The sequence below is a fragment of the uncultured Alistipes sp. genome, assembly GCF_902388705.1.
Taxonomy (GTDB): Bacteria; Bacteroidota; Bacteroidia; order Bacteroidales; family Rikenellaceae; genus Alistipes.
Window position 1 is genome coordinate 64918 of the sequence record NZ_CABMQJ010000001.1, and the last position, 22075, is coordinate 86992.

Consider the following 22075-nt stretch of genomic DNA (forward strand, 5'->3'; position numbering starts at 1 on the left):
GTATATGTCGTATCTTTGTACGATATTCGCGCCGGAGTGCCTGCACACTAAACAGGGCTTTCGGAACGTTTTGTTACAATGATGAAAGAGGAAACAATCAAAATACTTGGTGCCCGGGTTCACAACCTGAAAAACGTCGATTTGGAAATTCCGCGCCGCAAACTGGTGGTTGTCACGGGCCTCTCCGGCTCGGGCAAGTCGTCGCTCGCGTTCGACACGATTTACGCCGAGGGACAGCGCCGCTATATGGAAACGCTTTCGACCTACGCGCGCCAGTTCGTGGGAACGATGGAGCGTCCCGACGTCGACAAGATTACGGGATTGAGCCCCGTGGTAGCCATCGAACAGAAAACCACCAATAAGAATCCCCGCTCGACGGTGGGCACCGTGACCGAAATCAACGACTTCCTGCGCCTGCTTTTCGCGCGCGCGTCGCGGGCCTATTCGCCGGTCACGGGGGAGGAGATGGTGCACTACACCGACGAGCAGATTGCCGAGCTGATTCTCGGGGGATTCGCCGGTCGCAAGATCGCCCTGATGGCTCCCATCGTGAAAGGCCGCAAGGGCCACTACCGCGAGTTGTTCGAAACGCTGGCGAAAAAAGGGTATATCTATGCCCGTATCGACGGCGAAATCCGCGAGATTTCGTCCGGCATGCGCCTCGACCGTTACAAGATACATACGATCGATTTGATCGTCGACCGGCTCGTCGTGGGCGATGAGTCCCGCGACCGCCTGATGACCTCGCTCAAGGAAGCCATGCGGCAGGGGAAGGGAACCATGGCCCTGTACGATTACGGCACCGAACAGCAGCGCTTCTATTCACGCCATTTGATGTGCCCTTCGACGGGCGTGGCGTTCGAAGACCCTGCGCCGCATACCTTCTCGTTCAACTCGCCCAAAGGAGCCTGTCCGCATTGCAACGGCCTGGGCGAGGAGGCGGTGTTCGACATCGAGAAGATTATTCCCGACATGAAACTCTCGCTGCGCGACGGGGCTGTAGAGCCGCTGGGCAAGTACCGCAACAACATGCTCTTCGCCATCCTCGAGATGCTGGGCCGCCGTTATGACTTTACGCTCGACGATCCCGTCGAATCGCTGCCTGAAACGGGGCTGAACGCGGTGCTTTACGGCGATTCGGAGCCGCTGACAATCAACCTCTCGGAGTTCAGTTCGTCGGGCGGCAACCATCTCGTGTCGTGGGAGGGCGTCGCCGAATACATCGGCCGTACCGAGGACGAGGATTCCAAGCGCGGCCAGAAATGGCGCGAGCAGTTTCTCATCTACCGCAAGTGCTCCGTCTGCGGGGGCACGCGCCTCAAAAAGGAGGCACTCCAATTCCGTATCGGCGGCAAGAGCATCGCCGATGTGTCGGCCATGTCGATTTCCGAATTCTCGGAGTGGGTGGAACACATCGAAGAATACATGACCGACAAGGAGTGGAAAATCGCGCAGGAGGTCGTCAAGGAGATTCGCGAGCGTCTGCACTTCCTGATGGACGTGGGGCTGGGCTACCTGTCGCTGGCGCGATCGTCGCGCTCGCTGTCGGGCGGCGAGAGCCAGCGTATCCGCCTTGCCACGCAGATCGGCTCGAAGCTGGTCAACGTGCTCTATATCCTCGACGAGCCCTCGATAGGCCTGCATCAGCGCGATAACAAACGCCTGATTCGCAGCCTCGAAGAATTGCGCGACGCAGGCAACTCGGTGATTGTCGTCGAGCACGACGAGGATATGATGCGCGCCGCCGATTTCATCGTCGACGTCGGGCCGCGCGCCGGCCGCAAGGGCGGACATATCGTCGCTGCCGGAACGATTGACGACATCCTGCATTCCGACACCGTCACGGCCGACTACCTCACCGGACGCCGCCGCATCGAAATTCCCGAAACCCTGCGCAAAGGTACGGGACAGGCCATCGTAATCCGCGGGGCGCGGGGCAACAACCTCAAGAACGTGACCGCCGAATTCCCGCTCGGCAAATTCATCTGCATAACGGGCGTCAGCGGCTCGGGCAAGTCGACGCTCGTCAACGAAACGCTGCGGCCGATTTTGAGCAAGGCGCTCTACCGTTCCTATGCACAGCCCCTTGAGTACGACAAAATCGAGGGGATAGAGCTGGTCGACAAACTGGTCGTCGTCGACCAGTCGCCCATAGGGCGTACGCCGCGCAGCAATCCGGCGACCTATTCGAATGTCTTCTCCGACATCCGCAAGCTTTTCGAGATGACGCCCGACGCCCAGATACGCGGCTTCAAGGCAGGCCGTTTCTCGTTCAACGTCAAGGGCGGCCGCTGCGAGGAGTGCCGCGGTGCGGGCGTGCAGACCATCGAGATGAATTTCCTGCCCGATGTCTACGTGCGCTGCAAGGCGTGCGGGGGGCACCGCTACAACCGCGAAACGCTCGAGGTGAAATACAAGGGCAAGAATATCGACGACGTGCTGAATATGACGGTCAACATGGCCGTGGAGTTTTTCGAGAATATTCCGAATATCTACCAGAAACTCCGCGCCATCCAGGAGGTGGGGTTGGGGTACCTTACCCTCGGCCAGCCGTGCACTACGCTGTCGGGCGGCGAGAGCCAGCGCATCAAACTCTCGTCCGAACTTTCGAAACGCGATACGGGCCGTACGCTTTACATCCTCGACGAACCTACGACGGGACTCCATTTCGAGGACATCCGCCTGCTGCTGGACGTGCTGAACAAGCTCGTCGACCGCGGCAATACGGTAATCGTCATCGAACACAACCTCGACGTCATTAAGGTCGCCGACCACATCATCGACATCGGGCCCGAGGGCGGAGCCGCCGGCGGGGAGATTGTCGCGACGGGCACGCCGCACGACATAGCCCGCGCCCCGCGCAGCTACACGGGCGAATTCCTGAAAAAACTGGGACTTTAGGCACAACTTTAAGTAGTTAGGCACCGTATTTGCACTTTTCATAGCCGTATAAACATTTTATGTGCTATGAAAAAAACAGTCATTATCGTCGTGAGCCTGCTGCTGTGCGCAGTCTGCGCCACCGTAATCGGACAGAAAAAGATTCTGTCGCCCAAAGAGGAGCGCCGCGAGGTGCGTGAGAAAAGACGTGCGGAACGTATCGCCAACTATGAAAAATTCATGGACTCGGTCATCCTTTCGCGCAACTTCCAGTTCAACCCCCAGACCATGCAGCGCCAGCCGGCCGGCCCCATGCGTCAGATTATGAACCCGGCGTTCAATGTCGGCATCTGGGACGGTACGGTCGACATCTGCCTGCCTTACATCAAGGGTTATGTGCCGCCTTACTACACGACCATCATCAACTACACGGTGCCCAATGTGAGCGGATATACGACCGAACAGACCCACGAGGGCTGGATGGTGACTTTCTCGACCTCGCTTTTCTCCGCGTCGACCTACACCTTTACGTTCGAGATATTCACCCGTACGGGCGGTGCCAACCTGACGATTACCAATCCGTGGTACAATCCGGTGCAGTATTCCGGAACCATCTCGCAGCTTTATTAGTATGAATCCCGGATTGCATAACACGATGAGGCTCCGGGCCCGTGCGTCCGGAAGTCGGGACGTGGGGCCGGCCGCCGCGTCCGCCAATCCGGTCTGTTCCAAAACCCCCGCTTCGGCGGGGGCTTTTGTCCGGTTGCTGCCGTACTTCGCCGCGCTGCTGCTCGCGGCATTACCGGCCGCTGCCCAGTCCCCGCAGTTCTCCGTGGGCACCTCCGCTGTCGACAGCGTGCCGCAGACTACGGTGGTTCCGGTGCAGCAGGCCCCGGTGCAGCTCACCGAGCATACGACCGTCTATGAGGAGCCCTTGCGGGACATGACCCGTCCCGAACGACGCGCTTACCGTGCGAAGCTCTATGCGCAGAAAATCGACTCGCTGGTGCAGTCGCGCGACTATATGTTCTTCCCGAACAGCATGCAGGAGATGCCCGGCGGTATGATTCGTTCGATTTATACCGATTACTTTTTCTTCGGCATGTTCGTCGATCACGTCGAGGTGCACCTGCCTACCGAGCGCGGCGTCACGCAGTATGTCGAGATGCTCAACTTCGATTCGATGTCCATACGCCGCTACCAGGCCGCGCGCCTGCAATGGGGGTGGTGCATTTCGTTCGACATCGCCGATGGGGATGCGCTTTACCATGCCGATTTTGCGGTTTCGACCGCTACGGGCGAAACGGTGCTGACGCTGATGACACCCAGCCTCACGATGCGCTATGTCGGCTGGCTGTGGAACAAACGGGTCAACGACCCGAAATTCCGGCGGATAAACTGACGCGGAACGGGAATTTCCCGGGCCTATGAAAAGCATAGCGGACCGCATCCGAAAGATGCGGTCCGCTATGTCGTTTGCCTGTGTTATTCCGATACGAGGAAAAGCGAGCGTACGGTGGGAAGCGTCAGGTTCAGCCTGGTTCCCGCCGGGGCGGTTTCGGCCTCGAACGGGGCGCTTTGGCCGGTGTGGGGATCGAAACTGCGCAGCTTTACCCGGTCGCGCAGGCGTATTGTGGCTTCGGCCGTTTCGGCGCCGGTGTTGGCGAAGTAATAGATGTGGCGCCTGCCGCATACCCGGTGGATATAGCGCAGCCCCGGGGCGCCGTCGACCATAACATCGGGCGTAAATCCGGCATCCAAAGCTTTCGACAGCGTTCCCGTGTCGGGATCCGGCAGGAAAAGCGCCGGATTTTTCCGTGCGGTGAGCATCTCCTGCACACGGGCCGAAACCTCCGCCGACGGAACGCCGAATTGCGTGGAGCATTCGGGCAGTGCGGTGGTGAAAATCACGCGGCCCCCGGCGCGGCGGAACCGCTCGGCGGTGCGCAGACACTCCGGTGAAATGCACTTCACGCCCGGGAGTATCAGTACCCGGTAATGCTGGCTGTTGACTTTGTTGTCCAAGTGCAGCATTCCCTTGCGCACGGGACAGCGCTCCAGCACTTCGGGATGGAGGTAGGTGAAATCACGCGAAAGGGTGTCGTTGAGCATTGCCGCCACCCGGATATAATCCGTGTCGGGAATCTTCACGCCTCCGGCGTAATATCCCTCCGGGCCGTCGAGGTAATGCCCCGCCTGCAGAGTCTGGATAGGGTAGAGCACAGCGATGTCCGCCACCGTGCGGCCTGCGGGCTGCAACAGGTAATTCAGGCGCGCCAGAAATCGGTTGAAATCGGGCAGTGCCTCGTTGTAGAGCGGGTTGCGGTAGGAGAGCTCGGGCAGGAACGCCACGTCCCTGTCGTTGTACCACACGGCGTGGGGGATAAGCTGGTTGATTCCCTTGGTGTACTGCTCCATGGCGGTTGTATAGAGTTCCCGCACGGGAATGTTGCCCATTGCGCCGAACGTTTCCGACATGACGAGCTGTTTGTCCCAGTTGGCTGCCGACGAGGATACGACCTTGTAGAAGAGTTCCGCCGGGCGGTCGCCGCCGATTTTATCGATGCCGGGCACATCCATGTACTTGCCGCAGAGCATCAAATCGCCTGAAACACTCACCGGGTTGAGCACCTCTTCCTGGTCTTGGTGTCCGGTGGAGCGGATGCCGTGCGCGGCGGCCCATTCGTGGATGGTCTTCATAAATCCTTCGGCATAGAGCTGCGCCCGTAGTCCGAAGAGGTGGTTGCGGGCGGCCGCAGTTTCCGGGCCGATGTCGTACCACAGGGCGGGGTAGAGCGCTTCGGGCGAAAACCCGTAGGCGGCCTCGAAACGTTCGTTGAACCGCTCCGTCCAGATGCGTCCCTGTGCGCGGTAGAGCGTGGGCTCGTCGCAGAACGTTTCCGTGATAACCTTTCCGAACGCCTCCGGAAAACGGTCGTAGTAACGCTGGTGGGTATCTTCGACGAAAAGCCGCACGGCATCCGGATCGAGGTAGTCGACGTTCGGGTCGCCGTCCTTTACGCAGGTGAAGCAGAGTAGTTTCCACGATCCGGCAGGCGGTGTCCAGCGGATGCGGCCATGGGCGATGCGACCGGACAGGGGCCGTATCTCCAGCGTGAGGCTGTCCATCGCCACGAGCGACATGATCCGGCCCTCATGCGGCAGTTCGATGTCGCATGAGGCACCTGCAGTCAGGGGATATTCGTGTTTGTCGAGGCGTTTTATCGTCGCTTCCGGGTGGCGCTGCATGAAACGCGGTGTGCCGTCGCCGTTGATGGCGCCCATGCTGCCGCTCGGAAAACCGTACTCGTCGTAAAGCGACAGCGTAAGCCCTGCATCGCGCGCTTCGCGGACAATCTCCCCGTAGAGCGCGAAATATTCGTCCGAAAGGTACTCTGGGGCGAAGTTCCCGCCGAACGGGAGGACGGCGCAGCCGCCGTAGCCGTCGCGCTGCGTAAAAGCGCGGAACTGCTTCACGGCCGCCGGCCGTTCGATGCGGGTGTTGTTCCAGAACCAGAGCGGTACGGGCCGGTATTCCGCAGGCGGATTGCGGAATCCGTCCGCCGTCTGCGCCGCAGCGCCGGTTGCAATGAGCAGGGCGGCGAGGACCAGCAAATTTTTTCTCATAGTGTGAACCCTGTCATTATGGGAAGAGGAAAATCCGGATTGCCGTCCGGAAATCTTTTTCCCGTTTTGGCTTATTTTTTGTATATCAATGCCACGGCCGAAACGGAAACTCCCTCTTCGCGCCCCTCGAAACCGAGATGCTCTGTGGTCGTAGCTTTGACCGATACCCGGTCATCGCCTACACCCATTGCACCGGCTATCGCGGTCCGCATGGCATCGATATGCGGCCGCAGTTTGGGCTTCTGCATCCGTATCGTGCAGTCGACGTTCCCGATTTCAAATCCTTTTTCGCGCAGCAGCGCCGCGATTCTGCCGAGCAGTAGCTTCGAGTCGATACCTTTGAAATCGTCCGACGTGTCGGGAAAGTGCATCCCGATGTCGCCCAGCGCCGCGGCACCCAGCAGGGCGTCGCAGACGGCATGTATCGCCACGTCGCCGTCGGAGTGCGCGACGAAGCCTTTCGTGTGGGGAATTTCGATTCCGCCCAGTACCAGCGGCAGCCCGTCGGCCAGCGCATGCACGTCGTATCCGTGTCCTATCCTGAAATCAGTCATGGTCGTGTGTAATTTCGTGTAAAGATAGTGGAAGCCGGGTGCAAAAACAAATTTCGACACCTGCGGCTTGGTGGATGTGTAAAAAAACAGTGTGATATACCGTGAATTATGCTGTTTTTGCTATATTTGTGAAAAATCCCCTGTATTATGTGGAGCCGAATCTGTTTTGCCCTTTGTTGTACGTTTCTGTGCCAGCCTGTTGCTGAAACCATTGCGCAAAGCATGGATGTCAAACAGAAGGTCAGGGCTGCTGTCCGGCTGATGGATGACGGCCTTTACGACGAGAGCGAGGAGTTGCTGGCGGCCGTGTTGACTATCGAACCGGACAATTACCTGGCATCGTATGAAATGGCGTATCTGCATTATCTCAGGGAGGATTACAAGGCCGCTGCGAAGATTCTGGAAAAACTGACGGATTCTCCGGATGTCCGGGACAGGGCCTATCAGATGCTGGGCAACGCCTACGACCTTATGGGCAACCGGAAAAAAGCGGAGAAGGCTTATAATCGCGGGCTCGCCAAGTTTCCCCGTTCCGGGCGGCTGTACCTTGAACTGGGCAATGTGGCTTACAACAGCGGTGAATACATGTCTGCATTGCCGTATTATGAACGCGGAATCGATGTCGAACCTTCTTTCGCCTCCAATTATTACAATGCGGCCAATGTCTTTTTCCGTTCGTCGGAGGTGGTGTGGGGAATGTTCTACGGCGAAATTTTCATGAATATGGAGCGTGGCAGCGATCGCACCCGAATGATGAGCCGATATTTGTACGAGGCCTACAGGCGCGGTATCACCGTCGGTCGTGACGCCGAGTCCGGCGACCGGACGCTCGGTATCGACTTCAGCCGGCAAAACGAGATGAGGATGACCTCTGACAGCCTGATAGTTCTGCCTTTCGGTACGGGCATCTATGAAACGGTGCTCGGGTTGTCGTTTCCGATGGATGCCGACTCGGTGAATATGGCTTCGCTCAACCGGATGCGCTGCAATTTTGTGGACAACTATTTCTCCGCGATGGACGAGTTGCGGGGCAAGGTGTCCGGGATACCCGATACGCCCAATGTCCTGCTGGACTATCAACGCCGCGTCGCCCGGGCCGGACACATGGAGGCTTATAATTACTGGATATTGATGGAAGGCAATCCCGATGACTCCGGTGCCTGGATTGATGCCCACGGTGACGAGTGGGATGCATTTTTCGATTGGTTCCGTGAAAATCCCATGGAAATCGACCGGACGCACCGTTTTCACAGGTGCATGTACGGGGAGGTGCCGTTCGATGAGTAACTTTTATATTTTTACGATATGTCTGAAATAGTTACTTTGGAGCCCCGCATCGTGTGGGAGCAGTTCGATGCCATCACGCGGGTGCCGCGTCCCTCGAAAAAAGAGGGTAAAATCATTGCGTTTCTAATCGATTTCGCCCGGAAACACCAGCTCGAGTATAAGAAAGACGCCATCGGCAACGTGGTGATGCGCAAACCCGCCACGCCGGGTATGGAGGGCCGCCCGACGGTTATCCTCCAGTCGCACATGGATATGGTATGCGAGAAGAATTCCGATGTGGAGTTCGATTTCGACAACGATCCGATTCGCACGCGTATCGACGGCGGATGGGTCAAGGCCGAAGGCACGACGCTGGGCGCCGACTGCGGCATCGGCATGGCCGCCGCACTGGCCGTGCTGATTGACCCTGCGGTGGAGCACGGCCCCGTCGAAGCGCTTTTTACGGTCGATGAGGAAACGGGGCTCACGGGGGCTTTCGAACTGGGTGAGGATATGCTCACGGGCAAATACCTCATCAACCTCGACTCGGAGGACGAGGGGGAAATCTTCATCGGCTGCGCGGGCGGCATCGACACCATTGCCACGTTCCGTTATACGATGGAGGCGGCTCCGGCCAACTATACGTTCTTCCGTGTCGATGTTTCGGATTTGCAGGGCGGACACTCGGGCGATGACATCGACAAGGGCCGCGTCAACTCGAACAAAACCGTGGCGCGCCTGCTGTGGGACGGCATGCAGTCGTTCGAGCTGAAGTTGAGCTATTTCAACGGCGGCAACCTGCGCAACGCCATTCCCCGCGAAGCCTACGCCATTTTCGGCATCCCGAATAAATTCAAGGCTGAATTCATCAAGCGTTACAACCTTTTCGCCGCCGACCTGGAGGCCGAATTCCGGTTCCGTGAGCCGAACTTCAAGATTACGCTCAATGAAATGCCGCAGGTCGACCGGGTACTCGACGCAAAGACGCAGTTCGGACTGGTCTACTCGCTCGTGGGTGTTCCCAACGGCGTAATCGCCATGTCGTTCGCCGTTCCGGGACTGGTCGAAACCTCGACCAACCTCGCCTCGGTGAAGTTCGAGGGCGACGACCGTATCGTCGTTACCTCGTCGCAGCGCTCGTCGGTCGAAAGCGCCAAGACCTACGTCATGCAGATGGTCGAGTCGGTGTTTGCGCTGGCCGGTGCCGACGTGGCCCATTCGGACGGCTATCCGGGCTGGTCGCCCAATCCGCAGTCCCAACTGCTCGAAAAAACCGTCGACGCCTATAAACGCCTGTTCGATACCGACCCCAAGGTGCGTGCCATCCATGCCGGCCTGGAGTGCGGCCTGTTCCTCGAGAAATATCCCGAATTGGAAATGGTGTCGTTCGGACCCACACTCCGCGGCGTGCATTCGCCCGACGAACGGCTCGAAATCGCCACGGTTCCCAAGTTCTGGGAGTTGCTGCTCGAAATACTGAAAACCGTCTGACGTACGGCCGGTATGTTCCTGCCGGATAAATGCGACGGCGGCCCTTCCACTGGGCCGCCGTCGTTCGCAATCGGCAGTGCCGCTAATTCTCTTTCGGATAGATATATCCGGTCAAATCGGCGATGGAGTATCCGTACAGGTCGTTCGTGACCCGGACATAACATTTGTTCGTGTCCCGGAATAAGGTGATTACAACCTTTCTGTTCTGGCTGTTAAACCCTCCGTCCATTTTCAGGCAGAACTGCATGTCGCCGTTTCGTTTTTGTTGCTCTTCGGTCAGTTTGGCGGCATGGTCCGTGATGTTCAGGCGGTCGAAAGACGGACGGGTCGCGAGGTCGGGTGCGAACCTGATGACCGCCCTGTCGCCTTGCAGGGAGATGTAGCTGCTTACGGCAGGCTTTACAGGAGCCTTTTTGCCGGGCATGTAGAACTCGCTGACTTCAATAATAAAACATCGCTCTTCCAGCGCCCGTAATGCCATTTCGTGCCGTGCACGCGAGGCGCTCGTTTTGTCGGCCTTACCGGCCTGTTTCTGCGCGACACAACCTGCTAACGCCATAGTCAGCATAATTGCGGCCGATAGTTTCAATGCGGTTTTCATGGCTGGAGTGATTTGGTTGATAACAAGGTGGGAACGCGGGAGCCCGCATGCGTGCTAATCGATTCCTGTCGTCGGGAGCACATGTCCTTTGATTCGGATGGTTTCGACCTCGGAATCTCCGCCTTTGACGCGCACGAAGCATTCGTTCGTATTCTTATACAAAGTGAGTTGCAGCAGGGTATCCTGCCATTTCTTGGCTCCCTTAACCTTTATGTCGAATCGTGCATCCCCGTTTTTCGTGCTTCTCTCCCTTGTCATTTTCGCGGTAGCGGCCTCGATATTCAGGTGGTCGAAAGGACGGTGCGGAGCAAGATCCGGCGAGAGGCGGATGACGACACGGCTGTCTTGCATGGAAATGCTGCTGTCGGTGGCGTAAACAGGCGGTTTCCCGTCCGGAAACTGGAATTCGCCGACTTCGATGGTGAAATGCTGCTCTTCCAGCGCCTGCAATGCCTGCCCATAAAGCGCCTGCGAAGCGATTGCCTGGTCGGTTCGCCCGACCTGTTTCTGTGCTGCACAACCGGTCAGAATCGCTGTCAGCAAGATTATTCCCGGTAATTTCAATGCGGTTTTCATAACTGGGATTGTTTTAGTTGGGTACTTATCCGTATGCGGCAAACACCGTTGCCGCGGTCTTGCCTGTATTTTTATTCCCTGTCAGTCGCTTCGGCTCTCGTGACAATATAATAAAATAAATTCATATTTCATAACAATATATTAATATGTTGATTTGTTTTATTTTATTTGTGCTGACGATAATTTAAATTCACAAAAAAAGGACGAGAAACCAACGGGTTCTCGTCCTTTTTGCAACAATGCTTCCGGGGAGGTGCACCGGTTCCGTGTTTATTCCGGGCTGTGCCTGCTTGCCTGTCGGGTTCCGGCAATCCTTTGCCGCACAGGCCGGGCTTACTGGGCCCCGCCGCCCTGCGAGGCTCCTCCTCCGCCGCCCTGTGCGCCGCTGCTCATATCGTCGTTGCTGATCGAGCGGGCCGTGCGTTTCACACCGACATTCTGTTTGCCGAAGCGGTAACTGATGCGTAAATAGAGGCTGCGGCAGGCATACCGGTATTCGCTCCAGCCGCCGTAGGTCGGGGTGTCGGTCGTGCTTTTGTTCTTCCGGTATTTCTCGAACGGATTGCTGCACGTGATGCTCAAGTCGAGTTTCTTTTTGAGGAACTGCTGTTTGACGCCCATGTAGTAATAATAGTAGCCCTTCGATTTGCTGCCCAGCCAGGAATACCCCGTCGAGTAGTTTTCGCCGAGCATGAACCGCGCCTGCTTCCACAGCGCGAAGTCGAGGTTGAGGTTCTGGCTGAACGTAAAGTTGTCGGTGTGGATGTCCATGGCGTCGAAATCGTTCTGCGAATATCCGCCGTTGTAGCTGAACGAGAGGTTGAGCTTCTCGGAGGGGCGGAACGAGAACGAGCCGTTGAACCCGTAGCTGCGCGAACGCACGTCGTTGCTGTACGTGCTGTTCGTGATGCCTTCGGTGTCGGAGAACGAGTACGACGACATGTTGTTGTTCGACAGGAATGTATTGAGCGAGAAGGTCATGCTCCATTTGGCCGCATAGTGGCTGTATTGCAGGTTGAGCGAGTGGTAGACCGCCGCCTCCAGTTCGGGATTGCCGTAGGAGAGGCGTGTGGGGTCGGTGTCGTCCACGGCGGGCGAAAGCATATAGATGCCCGGGCGCTGGAGCCGCTGCGTGTAGGAGAGCGACAGGTTGTGGCTCACCTTGGGGATGAACGTCACGCTCAAATAGGGTACGACGTTGAACTGGCGGTTGGAGAACGAGTAGGCTTCTTTGCCGGTTTCCTCCACGTCGGCGTCGTTCCACGTCCGCTCCATGCGCGCGCCAGCGCGTCCCGACCATTTGGTATAGGTGAAGCCGTATCCCGCGTAGATGCCCAGCACGTGTTGCCGGTAATCCATGCCGGTGAACCTTTTCTTGTCCTCCGGAAATGCGCCCTCGTCGTCGCTCTCTTTGTTGTCGGTGTCGGATGTACTGTTGCGGTAGATGTGCTTGAGTCCCGCCTCGATTTTGTGGCGTTTCGACAAGGGATTGGCATAGTCGATTTGTACGGTATTGCCTGTCATGCGGCTGTCCTGGTCCTGCAATGCCCTGTAATTCAGTCCGTCGTTGTATACGCGGTCGGCGAATCCCGTGCTGGGGTTGGCCTGCACCTCGTCCGAAACGGTCAGCGTGTGCCCTTCTTGGCCGAACGTATGCTCGTAGTTGAGCGCGACGCTTCCGCCCGTGTAGTTCCACTTCTGGAGGCTGCGGCTGCCGTATTCCAGCAGCGGGTTCCTGTCCGGGTCGAGTATCGAGGTCGTGCCCAGCGACTTGTAGCGGCTGCGCCCGAGCCACAGCCAGCCGTTCAGCGTAATCAGGTTGAGCGTGTCGGGCTGGTAGCTCATGTCCAGCCCGACGTTGCCGTAGCGCGAACTGCCCCTGTTCTCGGTGTAGCTCCGGTTGTAACGGTTGTCGGAATTGTAGTTCTCCTGCCACGACTCGCTTTCCGACGGGGTGCGCCCGCCGTCGTAATAACCGACGTAGCCCATGATGCCCGCCGCAAATTTCCCGGCTTGCACCGAAACGTTGGCGTTGCCGTTGTAGGCGGGGTTGTCCAGTACGGTCACGCTGCCGCCCACGCTGCCGTTGTAGCCGCGGAACTGTTTCTTTTTCTGGGTGATGAGGTTGATGATACCGCCCACGCCTTCGGCCTCGTATTTGGTCGAGGGATTGGTGATGACCTCGATGCGGCTGATTTGCGAGGCCGGCATGCTCTGGATTACGTCTTTGAAATTGTTGCTCATCGTCGCCGAGTTGCGGCCGTTGAGCAGTATTTTGTAGTTGCTCTGCCCGTTGAGCAGGACGTTGCCGTCGCCGTCGAGCGAGAGCTGCGGCACCTTGCGGATGATTTCGTCCAGCGTGCTGGTCGACGCCTGCGGATCGTCCTCGACCGAGTAGGTCGTTTTCTCGGCGTCTGCCATCACCAGCGGCTTCTGCACTTCGATTACCACGTCACCGACATCCACGCCCTGTGTGATGGCGATTTTGCCGAGTGCCTTGCCCGATGCCGGAACTTTCACGTCTTGTTTGTAGGGGGTGTATCCGACCATGGTGATACCGAGCGTGTAGTCGCCCGCTTCGGGGGCTTTGAGGGAAAAGCGGCCATCGGCGTCGGCGGCCGCTGCGGCCACGACGGTGGTCGAGTCGCGCAGGAGCGATACGGTTGCATAACCTACGGCATTGCCGGAAGCCGCGTCGGTGACCGTACCGGTCAGGGTGTTTGTTTGTTGTGCGGCAGCCGGATGCAGACACAGGAGCAAAACTGCCGACAGCAGGAGATAGTGGATTTTTTGCATGTCAGAGCACGTTGAGGTTTCACAAATATGAGGTTTGTTTCGCTATTTTCCAAATTTGCGGAAGAGGATTACCCCCCCCCATGTGTCGTCTGACGTAATGTGTTGCATGATAGGTAATTACCCGCTGTCAAAAAAATGTAAAAAAATTTTGTCGGCACACTGCCATAATAAACGTAATTCGGTGGTTTTTATTGCCGTAGTGATAAAATTGGTTATATTTGTATTCCGAAAAGCCACTTTGCATGTCCCCGAAATACGGTTGCCTGCTGCTCTGCCTGTTCGCCGTATGCGGCGCTGCGGCCCAGCAGCCTGACGACGAATACTATCCCTATGCCCCCGTGCAGGAGGAGCGCATGCCCCTCCTGCTCACCGATTCCACGCTTTTCTACCGTGCCGTGCAGGCCATGCCCGACCTTTATGCCGAATATACCGCTTTCAACCTGCCGTACGTGGCTGTAAAACGCCGCGGGCAGGATTACCGTGCCGAGGCGGCCACGGTCGACGGACTCGGCATCCCGTCGCGCTATTTCCCGGCGTTGCGGCTGCTCGGTGCGCAGGAGGAGTCCTCCGCAGGCGTTGTCCCCGTTGCCGGCATTACGGGCCGGACGGGCGGTATCCGTATGTTCCGGTTTCCGGACGAGTTCGTGCAGGCGGCCCGCCGCGTATCCGTTCATTTTACCGACCGCAACTACCTGGCCGGGACGAAGCTGGCCGTCGCGCGGCCGCTGGGCCGGGGATGGAGCGGAGCCGCCGCCGTCGATGCCCGCACGGGGCGCGACATGCATGTCGAGGGTGTTTTTACACATGCGCTGACCGCAGGTTTCCGGGTCGCAAAACGCTTCGGTGACGGCCACGGCCTGCATCTGCTGCTTATCGTTCCGCCGTCGGTGCGGGGCACGCGCCTCTCCTCGGCCGAAGAGGCATTCCGGCTCACGGGCGACAACCTGTATAATCCCGCCTGGGGATTCCAGGACGGCCGGGTGCGCAATTCGCGCGTGCGGCGCGAGTTCGTACCGCTGGCCGCCGTCTCGTACCGGGTGCGGTTGTCGCCGGCGACTTCGCTCGCTGCGGCTTTCGGGGCCGAATGCGGTATCCGGAAATACAGTGCCCTGGGGTGGTACGACGCCCGTACGCCGATGCCCGACAATTACCGCTACCTGCCCTCCTATACCGGCGACCGTGCAACGGAAGAGGCGTGGCGGGCGAACGAGCCGCATTACACGCAGATACGGTGGGACGAGTTGATTGCGCAGAACCGCATGGCGGGCGGCCATGCAGTCTATGCGCTGGAAGACCGCGCCGAGCGCATCCGCAACCTCGGGTTCGATGCCCTGTTTACCTCGGAGGTCGACGAGCGCCTGACGCTTTATTACGGCTTCTCGTACCGCCATGCCCGGACGCGCAGCTACAAGCAGGTGCGCGACCTGCTGGGGGCGGAATATATCACCGACATCGACCAGTACCTCGTGGACGACGACACGTACGGCAACCTGCTGCAAAACGACCTGCGGCACCCCGGCCGTAGAGTCCGCGAAGGCGACCGCTTCGGCTACGATTACCTGCTGTCGACGCGCGAAGCGGAGGCCCGCCTGCATGCCGAATACCGTGCCGACCGGTTCCGCGCCGACATAGCCCTTTCGCTGTGCGATGCCGCCGTCTTCCGCGACGGCCGTTATGAAAAGGAGCTTTTCCCCGGGACGCAGTCCTACGGACGCTCCCGGCGAATGCGGTTCACGCCCTATGCCGTGAAACTGCTTGCCGGATGGGCTTTCTCGCCCCGCAGTTACCTCGAAGCTTCGGCAGCCGCAGGTGCGCAGGCGCCCGCTGCCGCCGACCTCTTCTACCAGCCGCAGTACAACAACCGCACGGTGGACGCCCCCGTGGCTGCGGGCTTTTATGCCGCCGAACTCAATTACAGCCTTACGGGCGACCGCCTGACGCTGCGTTTGTCGGCCTTCGCTGCGGCGACGCTCGACGGCACCGAAACCCGCCGCTATTTCGACGATATGGCGGGCCTGTTCTGCGATATGGCCGTGACGGGCATCGGACGCATGGCCCTCGGTGCGGAAGCTGCCGCCGACATCCGCCTCGCGTACCGTTGGAGCCTGTCGCTCGCAGCCTCGGCCGGACGCTATAAATACATTCGCAACCCGCGTGTCACGGTGCTTTCCGATGTCGACAATTCGGTCGTCGACACCTGTGCCGAAAGTTATATGGGCGGCTGTGAAACGGGCGGTGCACCCGGCCTGACGGCTTGCGTGGGTGTTGCCTACTTCGGGCCGAAAGGGTGGGGATTCCGGGCCTCTGCAGGGTATGCCGGGAGGCGCTATGTCGAACCGATGCCCCTGCGTCGTACCGCGCGTATCGCGCGGCAGGGCGGCATTACGCCCGAGGCATTCGACGAGTTTACCCGGCAGCAGCGGCTCGGCGACGCCTTTACGCTCGACGCCTCGCTTTTCAAATCCTTTTATTTCGGCCGTTCGCGGCTGACGGCTTCGCTGATGCTGCGCAACCTGACGGGCGGCAGCAATACGGTTTACAGCGGTTACGAATCCCTGCGCGTGCGGCGTATCAGTTCGGGCGACGCCCTCTTTTATACGCCGCATGCCACCCGTTACACCTATACCTATCCCCGTTCGTTCTATCTTACAATCTCTTATAAATTTTGATGCGGGTGTAAAAAATCGCCGGATTTTTTTGGAATTCGATGTGAAATTCGTACTTTAATAGGCGAAAAAACCTTTAAAACTTCAAAAATCCATGATTATCGGTATTCCAAAAGAGATTAAGAACAACGAAAACCGTGTTGCTCTTACCCCCGCGGGCGCCCAGGAGCTGGTCAAACGGGGCCATAAAGTTTATGTGCAGGCTACGGCCGGTGTGAACAGCGGTTTTGCCGATGATGCCTACACGGCGGTAGGGGCGGAGATGCTTCCCACAATCGAGGAGGTCTATGCCCGTGCCGAGATGATTATCAAAGTCAAGGAGCCGATTGCTCCCGAGTATAAACTTATCCGCAAAGACCAGTTGGTCTTCACGTTCTTCCATTTCGCCAGCAGCGAGCCCCTGACGCATGCCATGATCGACAGCGGGGCGGTGTGCTGCGCCTACGAAACCGTCGAGCGGGCCGACCGTTCGCTGCCGCTGCTGATTCCGATGTCGGAGGTTGCGGGCCGCATGTCGACGCAGGAGGGGCGTTACTTCCTCGAGAAGCCCCGCGGCGGCAAAGGCAAGTTGCTGGGCGGCGTGCCGGGCGTGAAGCCGGCCAAGGTCTTCGTCATCGGCGCCGGAGTTGTCGGAACCGCCGCTGCGCGTACGGCAGCCGGAACGGGAGCCGACGTGACGATTTGCGACATTTCGCTGCAACGCCTTACCTACCTTGCCGACGTGATGCCCAAGAACGTCAAAACCCTGATGTCGTCGGAATACAACATCCGCGAGGAGCTCAAACATGCCGACTTGGTGATCGGCTCGGTGCTTATTCCGGGCGCCAAAGCCCCGAAGCTCGTTACGCGCGACATGCTCAAAGAGATGGAACCCGGCTCGGTGATGGTCGACGTGGCCATCGACCAGGGCGGCTGTTTCGAAACGTCGCGTCCCACGACGCACGAAGACCCCGTTTATTATGTCGACGGCATCCTGCATTACTGCGTGGCCAATATCCCCGGCGCCGTGCCTTACTCCTCGACGCTGGCGCTCACCAACGCCACGCTTCCCTATGTCGTCCAGTTGGCCGACAAGGGCTGGCAGCGCGCCTGCAAGGAGAACCGCGAGCTGGAACTGGGGCTCAATATCGTGCAGGGCAAGGTGGTCTACCGGCCCGTTGCCGAGGCCTGGGGGCTTCCCTACGAGCCGCTGGCGCTGTAATATCCCGGTAAATAAAAGGGCGGAGGGTCGTGACTTTCCGCCTTTTTTCATATCTTTGGGCAATGGCCCGCAAACTCCTGCTCATACTTCGTTTCTATTACTCGACCATGTTCTATTTCTGCACGGCCGTGAGTATCGGGTTTGCCTGGGTGGTTAAAAACCACGGGCCGGAAACCATCCCGTGGTGCATGCTCGGCAAGGCGGTGATCTATCCCCTGTACCTCTATGTCTGGATTGTCCAGCGCTACGGCGATGAATTTTTCTACTACCGCAACCTGGGCATCCGGCGCCGCGCGCTGCTGGGCGTCAGCTGCGCTGCGGATTTTATCTGGTGTTACCTGCTGCTGAAACTGACGGCTGTTTTCCTGTATGGGCTACTCTGAACAACATCTCCTCGAGATCGATTCCGTCGAACTGTCGTTCGGCGACCGGCGCATCCTTTCGGGCGTCTACCTCGCCGTCGAAACGGGCGGCGTTACGGCCGTGCTCGGCCGTAACGGCTGCGGTAAAAGCTGTCTGATGAAGATACTTTGCGGTTCGCTGCGTGCTGATTTCCGCTCGATGCGCATCGACGGTGTGTGGCACGCGCACTTCCGGGCCGACGAAGTGCGCTACTTAACGCAGCAGGGGTCTATTCCGGGCTGGATGAGCGTCGACCGCGTGCTGCGCGATTTCGGCCTGCCGTGGGACGACCTGCTGGCGTGGTTCCCGCTTTTCGGCGACCTGCACGACACGAAAATCCACTCCATGTCGGGCGGCGAGCGGCGGTTGCTGGAATGCTACCTGATCCTGCGCAGCCCGGCGCAGTTCGTCATGCTCGACGAGCCGTTCTCGCAGGTTGCGCCGCTGCACGTTGCAACCCTGAAAGAACTTATCCGGCAGGAGAAAGCCTCGAAAGGCATTCTGCTGACGGATCATATGCACCGTCATGTCACCGATATAGCCGACCGCCTCTATGTGATGGCCGATGGCCAGACCTACCTGACGCACGGCCCGGAGGATTTGATCCGCTACGGCTATCTTGCACGCTTATAATTCCGTCCGGAATTGAGCCCGAAAATCACCCCGTGACCCATTTTTTGAATTCGGCCGCCCGGTTTTTGCTCAGGAAAACGGGTTCGGGCGTTTCCACGTCCATGGTAATCAGCAACCGGCTGTTCGACCATACGACGATATTTTGGATATGTTGCTTGGCGATAACGTATTGCTTGTTGACCCGGCAGAACGACAGGGGATTCATGTCGTCGCATATGCTGTCGAGCGTCTTGTTATAGGGGTAACTCTTGCCGTCGGCAAGGTATACCTTCGAGGTTTCCTTCGTCGAGTAGAAGAAGGATATGCGTTCCGTCGGGATGGGCAATAATTGGTTTCGGTAAGCGATCAGGATGTTCTTATGGCTGTTTGTCCGCTGTTGTGCGAACATCTCGTAGAGCCGGTTCAGGTCGGGAACGGCCGGCTGCCGGTTGAGTTTCCGGAATTTTGCCAGTGCATGCTTCATCTCTTCGACGCAGATCGGTTTGAGCAGGTAGTCGATTGCATTGACCTTGAATGCGTGGATGGCATATTCGTCGTAGGCGGTCGTGAAAATGACGGGCGATTCGACGGACGTGTGTTTGAATATTTCGAATGCCGAGCCGTCCGATAAGTGTATATCCATGAATATCAGGTCGGGGGCGGGATTCCGGTCCAGCCACGAAACTGTCTGCATGATGCTTTCCGTCGTCCCTGCAACCTCTATGTCGGGGGCCACTTCCGTCAGGATGCTGCTCATGTCGTCGAGTGCTCCTGCTTCGTCTTCTATGATCAGTACCTTCATTTGGATTGTTTAAAATTCATTTCCACCATCGGCAGGAAGACCTTGAAATCTTCTCCCCCCCCCTCGGCTTTCTCGATGCGGATTTCCTTGCCCAGTAGCAGCCTGTATCTGTTGCGCAGGTTGGTGAGCCCGATGCCGTTCGATTCGGGCGGCGTGAGTCGGGGATAGACCGGGTTGGCGACGGCCAGTTCGTTGCGTTCGTTGAACGAGATCGTAATACGCATGTGGTGTTCGCTGTCGATGACGTTGTGCTTGACGATGTTTTCGAACAGCGGCAGCAGTGAAAGGCTGGGCATGCGCATGTTGAGCGCCTGCTGCGGGACGTCGATCCGGCAGCTGTAGTTTTGGGCGAAACGTACGTCCATCAACTGCCGGTAAGAGGTGATGAAATTGAGTTCCTCGCCCAACGTGGTCAGCGAGGGGCCTTTGAACCGGATGATGTAGCGGAATACGCCCGACAGGTTACCGATGTATTCGAGGCTTTCCTGTTTTTTATTGCTGCGTATCAGCGATGAAAGGTTGCTCAGCGCGTTGAAGAAAAAATGGGGGCTTATCTGGTTTGCGATGGCGTTGTACTGGCTGCTGAGGTTTTCCAGCCGGAGCATCTCGATCTCTTTTTCGTGCTGGCGTTCTTTATTTATCATCAATACGATACTCCCGATTAGCAGGCATATCGTGTAGGTGATAATCAGGTATCCGAATTCGTCGTATCCGAGCGAGAGCCATGCGTGCTCCGACTGGAAATGGATGATGGCCATGGCGGTGAAGGCTACCCCCGCGATGACGGCTGCACCCAGCAGGCAGCGCATCAGGAAAGAGAGACGCCTGTTCAGGAATATCTTCAGCATGACGATGGTTGCCATCCAGAGGAAGCAGAACCACGCGACCGATACCGAGGCGCGTTTCGACCACCATGTAATGGTCACCAGCGTAGCCCAATATTGGCTCAATTGAATCAGGAATGCCGCCATCGGAATGGCCCAACGTGAGCGAACGGCCTGTTTTAAATAGCCCATGTGTGTTGTGTGCGTAGTAAGCGGGTGTGACGTTTCCGGACAAAAATAATAAAAAAATGCAACAATCGGGCATTCCCGATTGGCGCCGGTTTTTTCCCGATTAGACGCCTGATTCGCCTTTTTAGCGTATTATGAGGACTTTGATGTGTGCTTTGTGACGATATTTACGAAAACCGATTCAGTTGTTCCATACCCATTTCTGGCAATCTTTTACGGGGTTTACACGCTTTGAATCAGCAGGTTGATGAGATTTTGCAGCAAATTTTTTAACTTTTTCAGCTTATGAAGAAAAAATTACTCTTTCTGACTTTTTTAGTATCGGGTACTCTCCTTGCAGGCTGCTCGGATGACGAGAAACCCGTGGACCCGGTAGCTTTGGACACCCCTGTCCTGGCAGAGGGTGTTGTGACACAGGTGTCGCTTGGCGTAGTATGGGATGCCGTGGCAAATGCGGCCTCTTACGTATGTACGCTCGATGACGGCGCCGCAACTCCCGTAACCCAGCCCGAGGTGCTGTTCGACGGGCTGGAACCCGGTCGCAGCTATACCGTGAAGGTGAAGGCGGTGGCGGGGCAGAAACAATACCTGGATTCGGAATTCGCCGGCATCACCGTGGCGACCCTGCCTGCCACCCGGCTTGCCGCTCCTGTGCTGACGGCGGGCGACGTGACCGAGAGTTCCGTTGCGATTGTCTGGGAAAAGGTTCCCGATGCGACGTCCTATGTCTATACGGTCGACGGCGGTGCGGAACAGGAAACCTCCGCTCTGACGGCTGTCGTTTCGGGACTGGAACCCGGTATGCCGGTTACGGTGCGGGTGCGGGCCGTTTCCGAGCTGGTTCAGCACCTCGATTCGGAAGTCGCCGAATTGACTGTCGCTGCGGCTATGGAGCAGGAGTCCTTCACGCTTTCGCTCACGGATACCGGGATGAACAGCATTTCCGTATCCGTTTCTCCTAAAAGTCAGACACGCACCTATTACTGCGGTTATGCGCTGAAATCCGATTTCGACAAATACGCTTCGCAGGACGAGTTCATCGTTGCGGTGCGCCGCAAGCTCAACGCCTCGGCTCTGTTTGCAGGGGTGAGCTTCGAGGAATATCTGGCCGCGCAACTCGTACAGGGCGACCATCCTTTCGAATTCACCGGCCTGAAACCCGAAACCGACTACGTCGTTTATGCAGTGGGGTGGTATGCCCCGGGCGACCTGCTCACGACCCGCCTCATGTCGGTACCCGCCACGACCCTTCCCGATGCGTCGGGCGAGGTGGCCGTAGCCATCGAGAACGTCACTGCCAACGGGTTCGACGTCGTCTGCACGCCCGATGTCGCCATCGAGAAGTACTATGTCTATGTCACAAAGACCTCTTCGTTGGGTATGGAAGTATTGATGGCCGGTGGAATGAATGCGTTCAAGGAGCAGGTGATGCCTACCAAGGACGAGTATACCGGGACGCAGACCATCAGTAAGAGCGGACTGGCTGCCGGAACCGCCTATTCGGTCTGTGTGCTGGGCATCAGCAAGAGCGGATCCGATTTCTGGATTGAGAAGACGCAGAAGACCGCAAAGGCCGAATAAAATCACG

General features: G+C 57.9%; 17 protein-coding genes. 10 read left to right on the plus strand and 7 right to left on the minus strand.

Translation table 11 applies throughout. The features are described 5' to 3' along the window. Positions 1-78: 78 nt before the first annotated feature. From uvrA to QZT71_RS00320, 3 genes are all read left to right on the plus strand, one after another. Entirely contained in the window at positions 79-2901 is a 2823-nt protein-coding gene (gene uvrA / locus QZT71_RS00310) for an excinuclease ABC subunit UvrA (RefSeq protein WP_295911080.1), read from the plus strand. A 66-nt stretch (positions 2902-2967) separates the two neighbouring features. Next, positions 2968-3510 carry a DUF4251 domain-containing protein gene (locus QZT71_RS00315; protein WP_295911081.1) on the plus strand — a complete coding sequence of 181 codons (543 nt, stop codon included), beginning with the start codon at positions 2968-2970 and terminating at the stop codon, positions 3508-3510. A gap of 25 nt (positions 3511-3535) precedes the next feature. Then, a complete protein-coding gene (locus QZT71_RS00320; protein WP_295911082.1) occupies positions 3536-4282 on the plus strand; it encodes a hypothetical protein in 747 nt (248 codons plus the stop codon). An 83-nt stretch (positions 4283-4365) separates the two neighbouring features. Here QZT71_RS00320 and QZT71_RS00325 read toward each other — a convergent pair whose 3' ends face one another. Both QZT71_RS00325 and ispF read right to left on the minus strand, forming a co-directional pair. After that, positions 4366-6507, minus strand: coding sequence for a glycosyl hydrolase (locus tag QZT71_RS00325; protein ID WP_295911083.1), 2142 nt, complete (start codon positions 6505-6507; stop codon positions 4366-4368). A gap of 71 nt (positions 6508-6578) precedes the next feature. Beyond that, complete coding sequence (gene ispF / locus QZT71_RS00330) at positions 6579-7061, minus strand: 2-C-methyl-D-erythritol 2,4-cyclodiphosphate synthase (protein ID WP_295911084.1); 483 nt, start codon at positions 7059-7061, stop codon at positions 6579-6581. A gap of 222 nt (positions 7062-7283) precedes the next feature. Between ispF and QZT71_RS00335 the strand changes: the two genes are divergently transcribed. Further along, complete coding sequence (locus tag QZT71_RS00335) at positions 7284-8348, plus strand: lipopolysaccharide assembly protein LapB (protein WP_295911085.1); 1065 nt, start codon at positions 7284-7286, stop codon at positions 8346-8348. A gap of 18 nt (positions 8349-8366) precedes the next feature. Next, positions 8367-9818 carry an aminoacyl-histidine dipeptidase gene (locus tag QZT71_RS00340; protein ID WP_295911086.1) on the plus strand — a complete coding sequence of 484 codons (1452 nt, stop codon included), beginning with the start codon at positions 8367-8369 and terminating at the stop codon, positions 9816-9818. A gap of 82 nt (positions 9819-9900) precedes the next feature. On the opposite strand, the gene QZT71_RS00345 is transcribed toward QZT71_RS00340, so the two are convergent. The 3 genes from QZT71_RS00345 to QZT71_RS00355 form a co-directional block, all read right to left on the minus strand. Then, entirely contained in the window at positions 9901-10419 is a 519-nt protein-coding gene (locus QZT71_RS00345) for a hypothetical protein (RefSeq protein ID WP_295911087.1), read from the minus strand. Between the two features lie 54 nt (positions 10420-10473). Then, a complete protein-coding gene (locus QZT71_RS00350; RefSeq protein WP_295911088.1) occupies positions 10474-10995 on the minus strand; it encodes a DUF4251 domain-containing protein in 522 nt (173 codons plus the stop codon). A 333-nt stretch (positions 10996-11328) separates the two neighbouring features. Next, positions 11329-13791 carry an outer membrane beta-barrel protein gene (locus QZT71_RS00355; RefSeq protein ID WP_295911089.1) on the minus strand — a complete coding sequence of 821 codons (2463 nt, stop codon included), beginning with the start codon at positions 13789-13791 and terminating at the stop codon, positions 11329-11331. 242 nt (positions 13792-14033) lie between these two features. On the opposite strand from QZT71_RS00355, the gene QZT71_RS00360 reads away from it, so the two are divergent. The 4 genes from QZT71_RS00360 to QZT71_RS00375 all read left to right on the plus strand — a co-directional run bounded on the left by QZT71_RS00360 (position 14034) and on the right by QZT71_RS00375 (position 18693). Then, the gene (locus tag QZT71_RS00360) at positions 14034-16460 is read left to right on the plus strand and encodes a TonB-dependent receptor (RefSeq protein ID WP_295911090.1); all 2427 of its coding nucleotides are present in this window, start codon (positions 14034-14036) and stop codon (positions 16458-16460) included. A 91-nt stretch (positions 16461-16551) separates the two neighbouring features. Beyond that, entirely contained in the window at positions 16552-17658 is a 1107-nt protein-coding gene (gene ald, locus QZT71_RS00365; RefSeq protein WP_295911091.1) for an alanine dehydrogenase, read from the plus strand. Between the two features lie 62 nt (positions 17659-17720). Continuing rightward, positions 17721-18041, plus strand: coding sequence for a hypothetical protein (locus QZT71_RS00370; RefSeq protein WP_295911092.1), 321 nt, complete (start codon positions 17721-17723; stop codon positions 18039-18041). Then, positions 18028-18693, plus strand: coding sequence for an ATP-binding cassette domain-containing protein (locus QZT71_RS00375; RefSeq protein ID WP_295911093.1), 666 nt, complete (start codon positions 18028-18030; stop codon positions 18691-18693). Before QZT71_RS00370 ends, QZT71_RS00375 begins: the two co-directional genes overlap by 14 nt. Before the next feature lie 25 nt (positions 18694-18718). Here QZT71_RS00375 and QZT71_RS00380 read toward each other — a convergent pair whose 3' ends face one another. Together QZT71_RS00380 and QZT71_RS00385 are read right to left on the minus strand one after the other, a co-directional pair. Then, the gene (locus tag QZT71_RS00380; protein WP_295911094.1) at positions 18719-19474 is read right to left on the minus strand and encodes a LytTR family DNA-binding domain-containing protein; all 756 of its coding nucleotides are present in this window, start codon (positions 19472-19474) and stop codon (positions 18719-18721) included. Beyond that, positions 19471-20490, minus strand: coding sequence for a sensor histidine kinase (locus QZT71_RS00385; RefSeq protein ID WP_295911095.1), 1020 nt, complete (start codon positions 20488-20490; stop codon positions 19471-19473). Before QZT71_RS00385 ends, QZT71_RS00380 begins: the two co-directional genes overlap by 4 nt. Positions 20491-20772: 282 nt before the next feature. On the opposite strand from QZT71_RS00385, the gene QZT71_RS00390 reads away from it, so the two are divergent. Continuing rightward, positions 20773-22068, plus strand: a complete 1296-nt coding sequence (locus tag QZT71_RS00390) for a fibronectin type III domain-containing protein (protein ID WP_295911096.1) — start codon at positions 20773-20775, stop codon at positions 22066-22068. The last annotated feature ends 7 nt before the right edge of the window (positions 22069-22075 follow it).

Bases quoted from the DNA above. Each gene is read 5' to 3' on its own strand.
- uvrA (WP_295911080.1), top strand. From the start codon at position 79: ATGATGAAAGAGGAAACAATCAAAATACTTGGTGCCCGGGTTCACAAC.
- QZT71_RS00315 (WP_295911081.1), top strand. From the start codon at position 2,968: ATGAAAAAAACAGTCATTATCGTCGTGAGCCTGCTGCTGTGCGCAGTC.
- QZT71_RS00320 (WP_295911082.1), top strand. From the start codon at position 3,536: ATGAGGCTCCGGGCCCGTGCGTCCGGAAGTCGGGACGTGGGGCCGGCC.
- QZT71_RS00325 (WP_295911083.1), bottom strand. From the start codon at position 6,507: ATGAGAAAAAATTTGCTGGTCCTCGCCGCCCTGCTCATTGCAACCGGC.
- ispF (WP_295911084.1), bottom strand. From the start codon at position 7,061: ATGACTGATTTCAGGATAGGACACGGATACGACGTGCATGCGCTGGCC.
- QZT71_RS00335 (WP_295911085.1), top strand. From the start codon at position 7,284: ATGGATGTCAAACAGAAGGTCAGGGCTGCTGTCCGGCTGATGGATGAC.
- QZT71_RS00340 (WP_295911086.1), top strand. From the start codon at position 8,367: ATGTCTGAAATAGTTACTTTGGAGCCCCGCATCGTGTGGGAGCAGTTC.
- QZT71_RS00345 (WP_295911087.1), bottom strand. From the start codon at position 10,419: ATGAAAACCGCATTGAAACTATCGGCCGCAATTATGCTGACTATGGCG.
- QZT71_RS00350 (WP_295911088.1), bottom strand. From the start codon at position 10,995: ATGAAAACCGCATTGAAATTACCGGGAATAATCTTGCTGACAGCGATT.
- QZT71_RS00355 (WP_295911089.1), bottom strand. From the start codon at position 13,791: ATGCAAAAAATCCACTATCTCCTGCTGTCGGCAGTTTTGCTCCTGTGT.
- QZT71_RS00360 (WP_295911090.1), top strand. From the start codon at position 14,034: ATGTCCCCGAAATACGGTTGCCTGCTGCTCTGCCTGTTCGCCGTATGC.
- ald (WP_295911091.1), top strand. From the start codon at position 16,552: ATGATTATCGGTATTCCAAAAGAGATTAAGAACAACGAAAACCGTGTT.
- QZT71_RS00370 (WP_295911092.1), top strand. From the start codon at position 17,721: ATGGCCCGCAAACTCCTGCTCATACTTCGTTTCTATTACTCGACCATG.
- QZT71_RS00375 (WP_295911093.1), top strand. From the start codon at position 18,028: ATGGGCTACTCTGAACAACATCTCCTCGAGATCGATTCCGTCGAACTG.
- QZT71_RS00380 (WP_295911094.1), bottom strand. From the start codon at position 19,474: ATGAAGGTACTGATCATAGAAGACGAAGCAGGAGCACTCGACGACATG.
- QZT71_RS00385 (WP_295911095.1), bottom strand. From the start codon at position 20,490: ATGGGCTATTTAAAACAGGCCGTTCGCTCACGTTGGGCCATTCCGATG.
- QZT71_RS00390 (WP_295911096.1), top strand. From the start codon at position 20,773: ATGAAGAAAAAATTACTCTTTCTGACTTTTTTAGTATCGGGTACTCTC.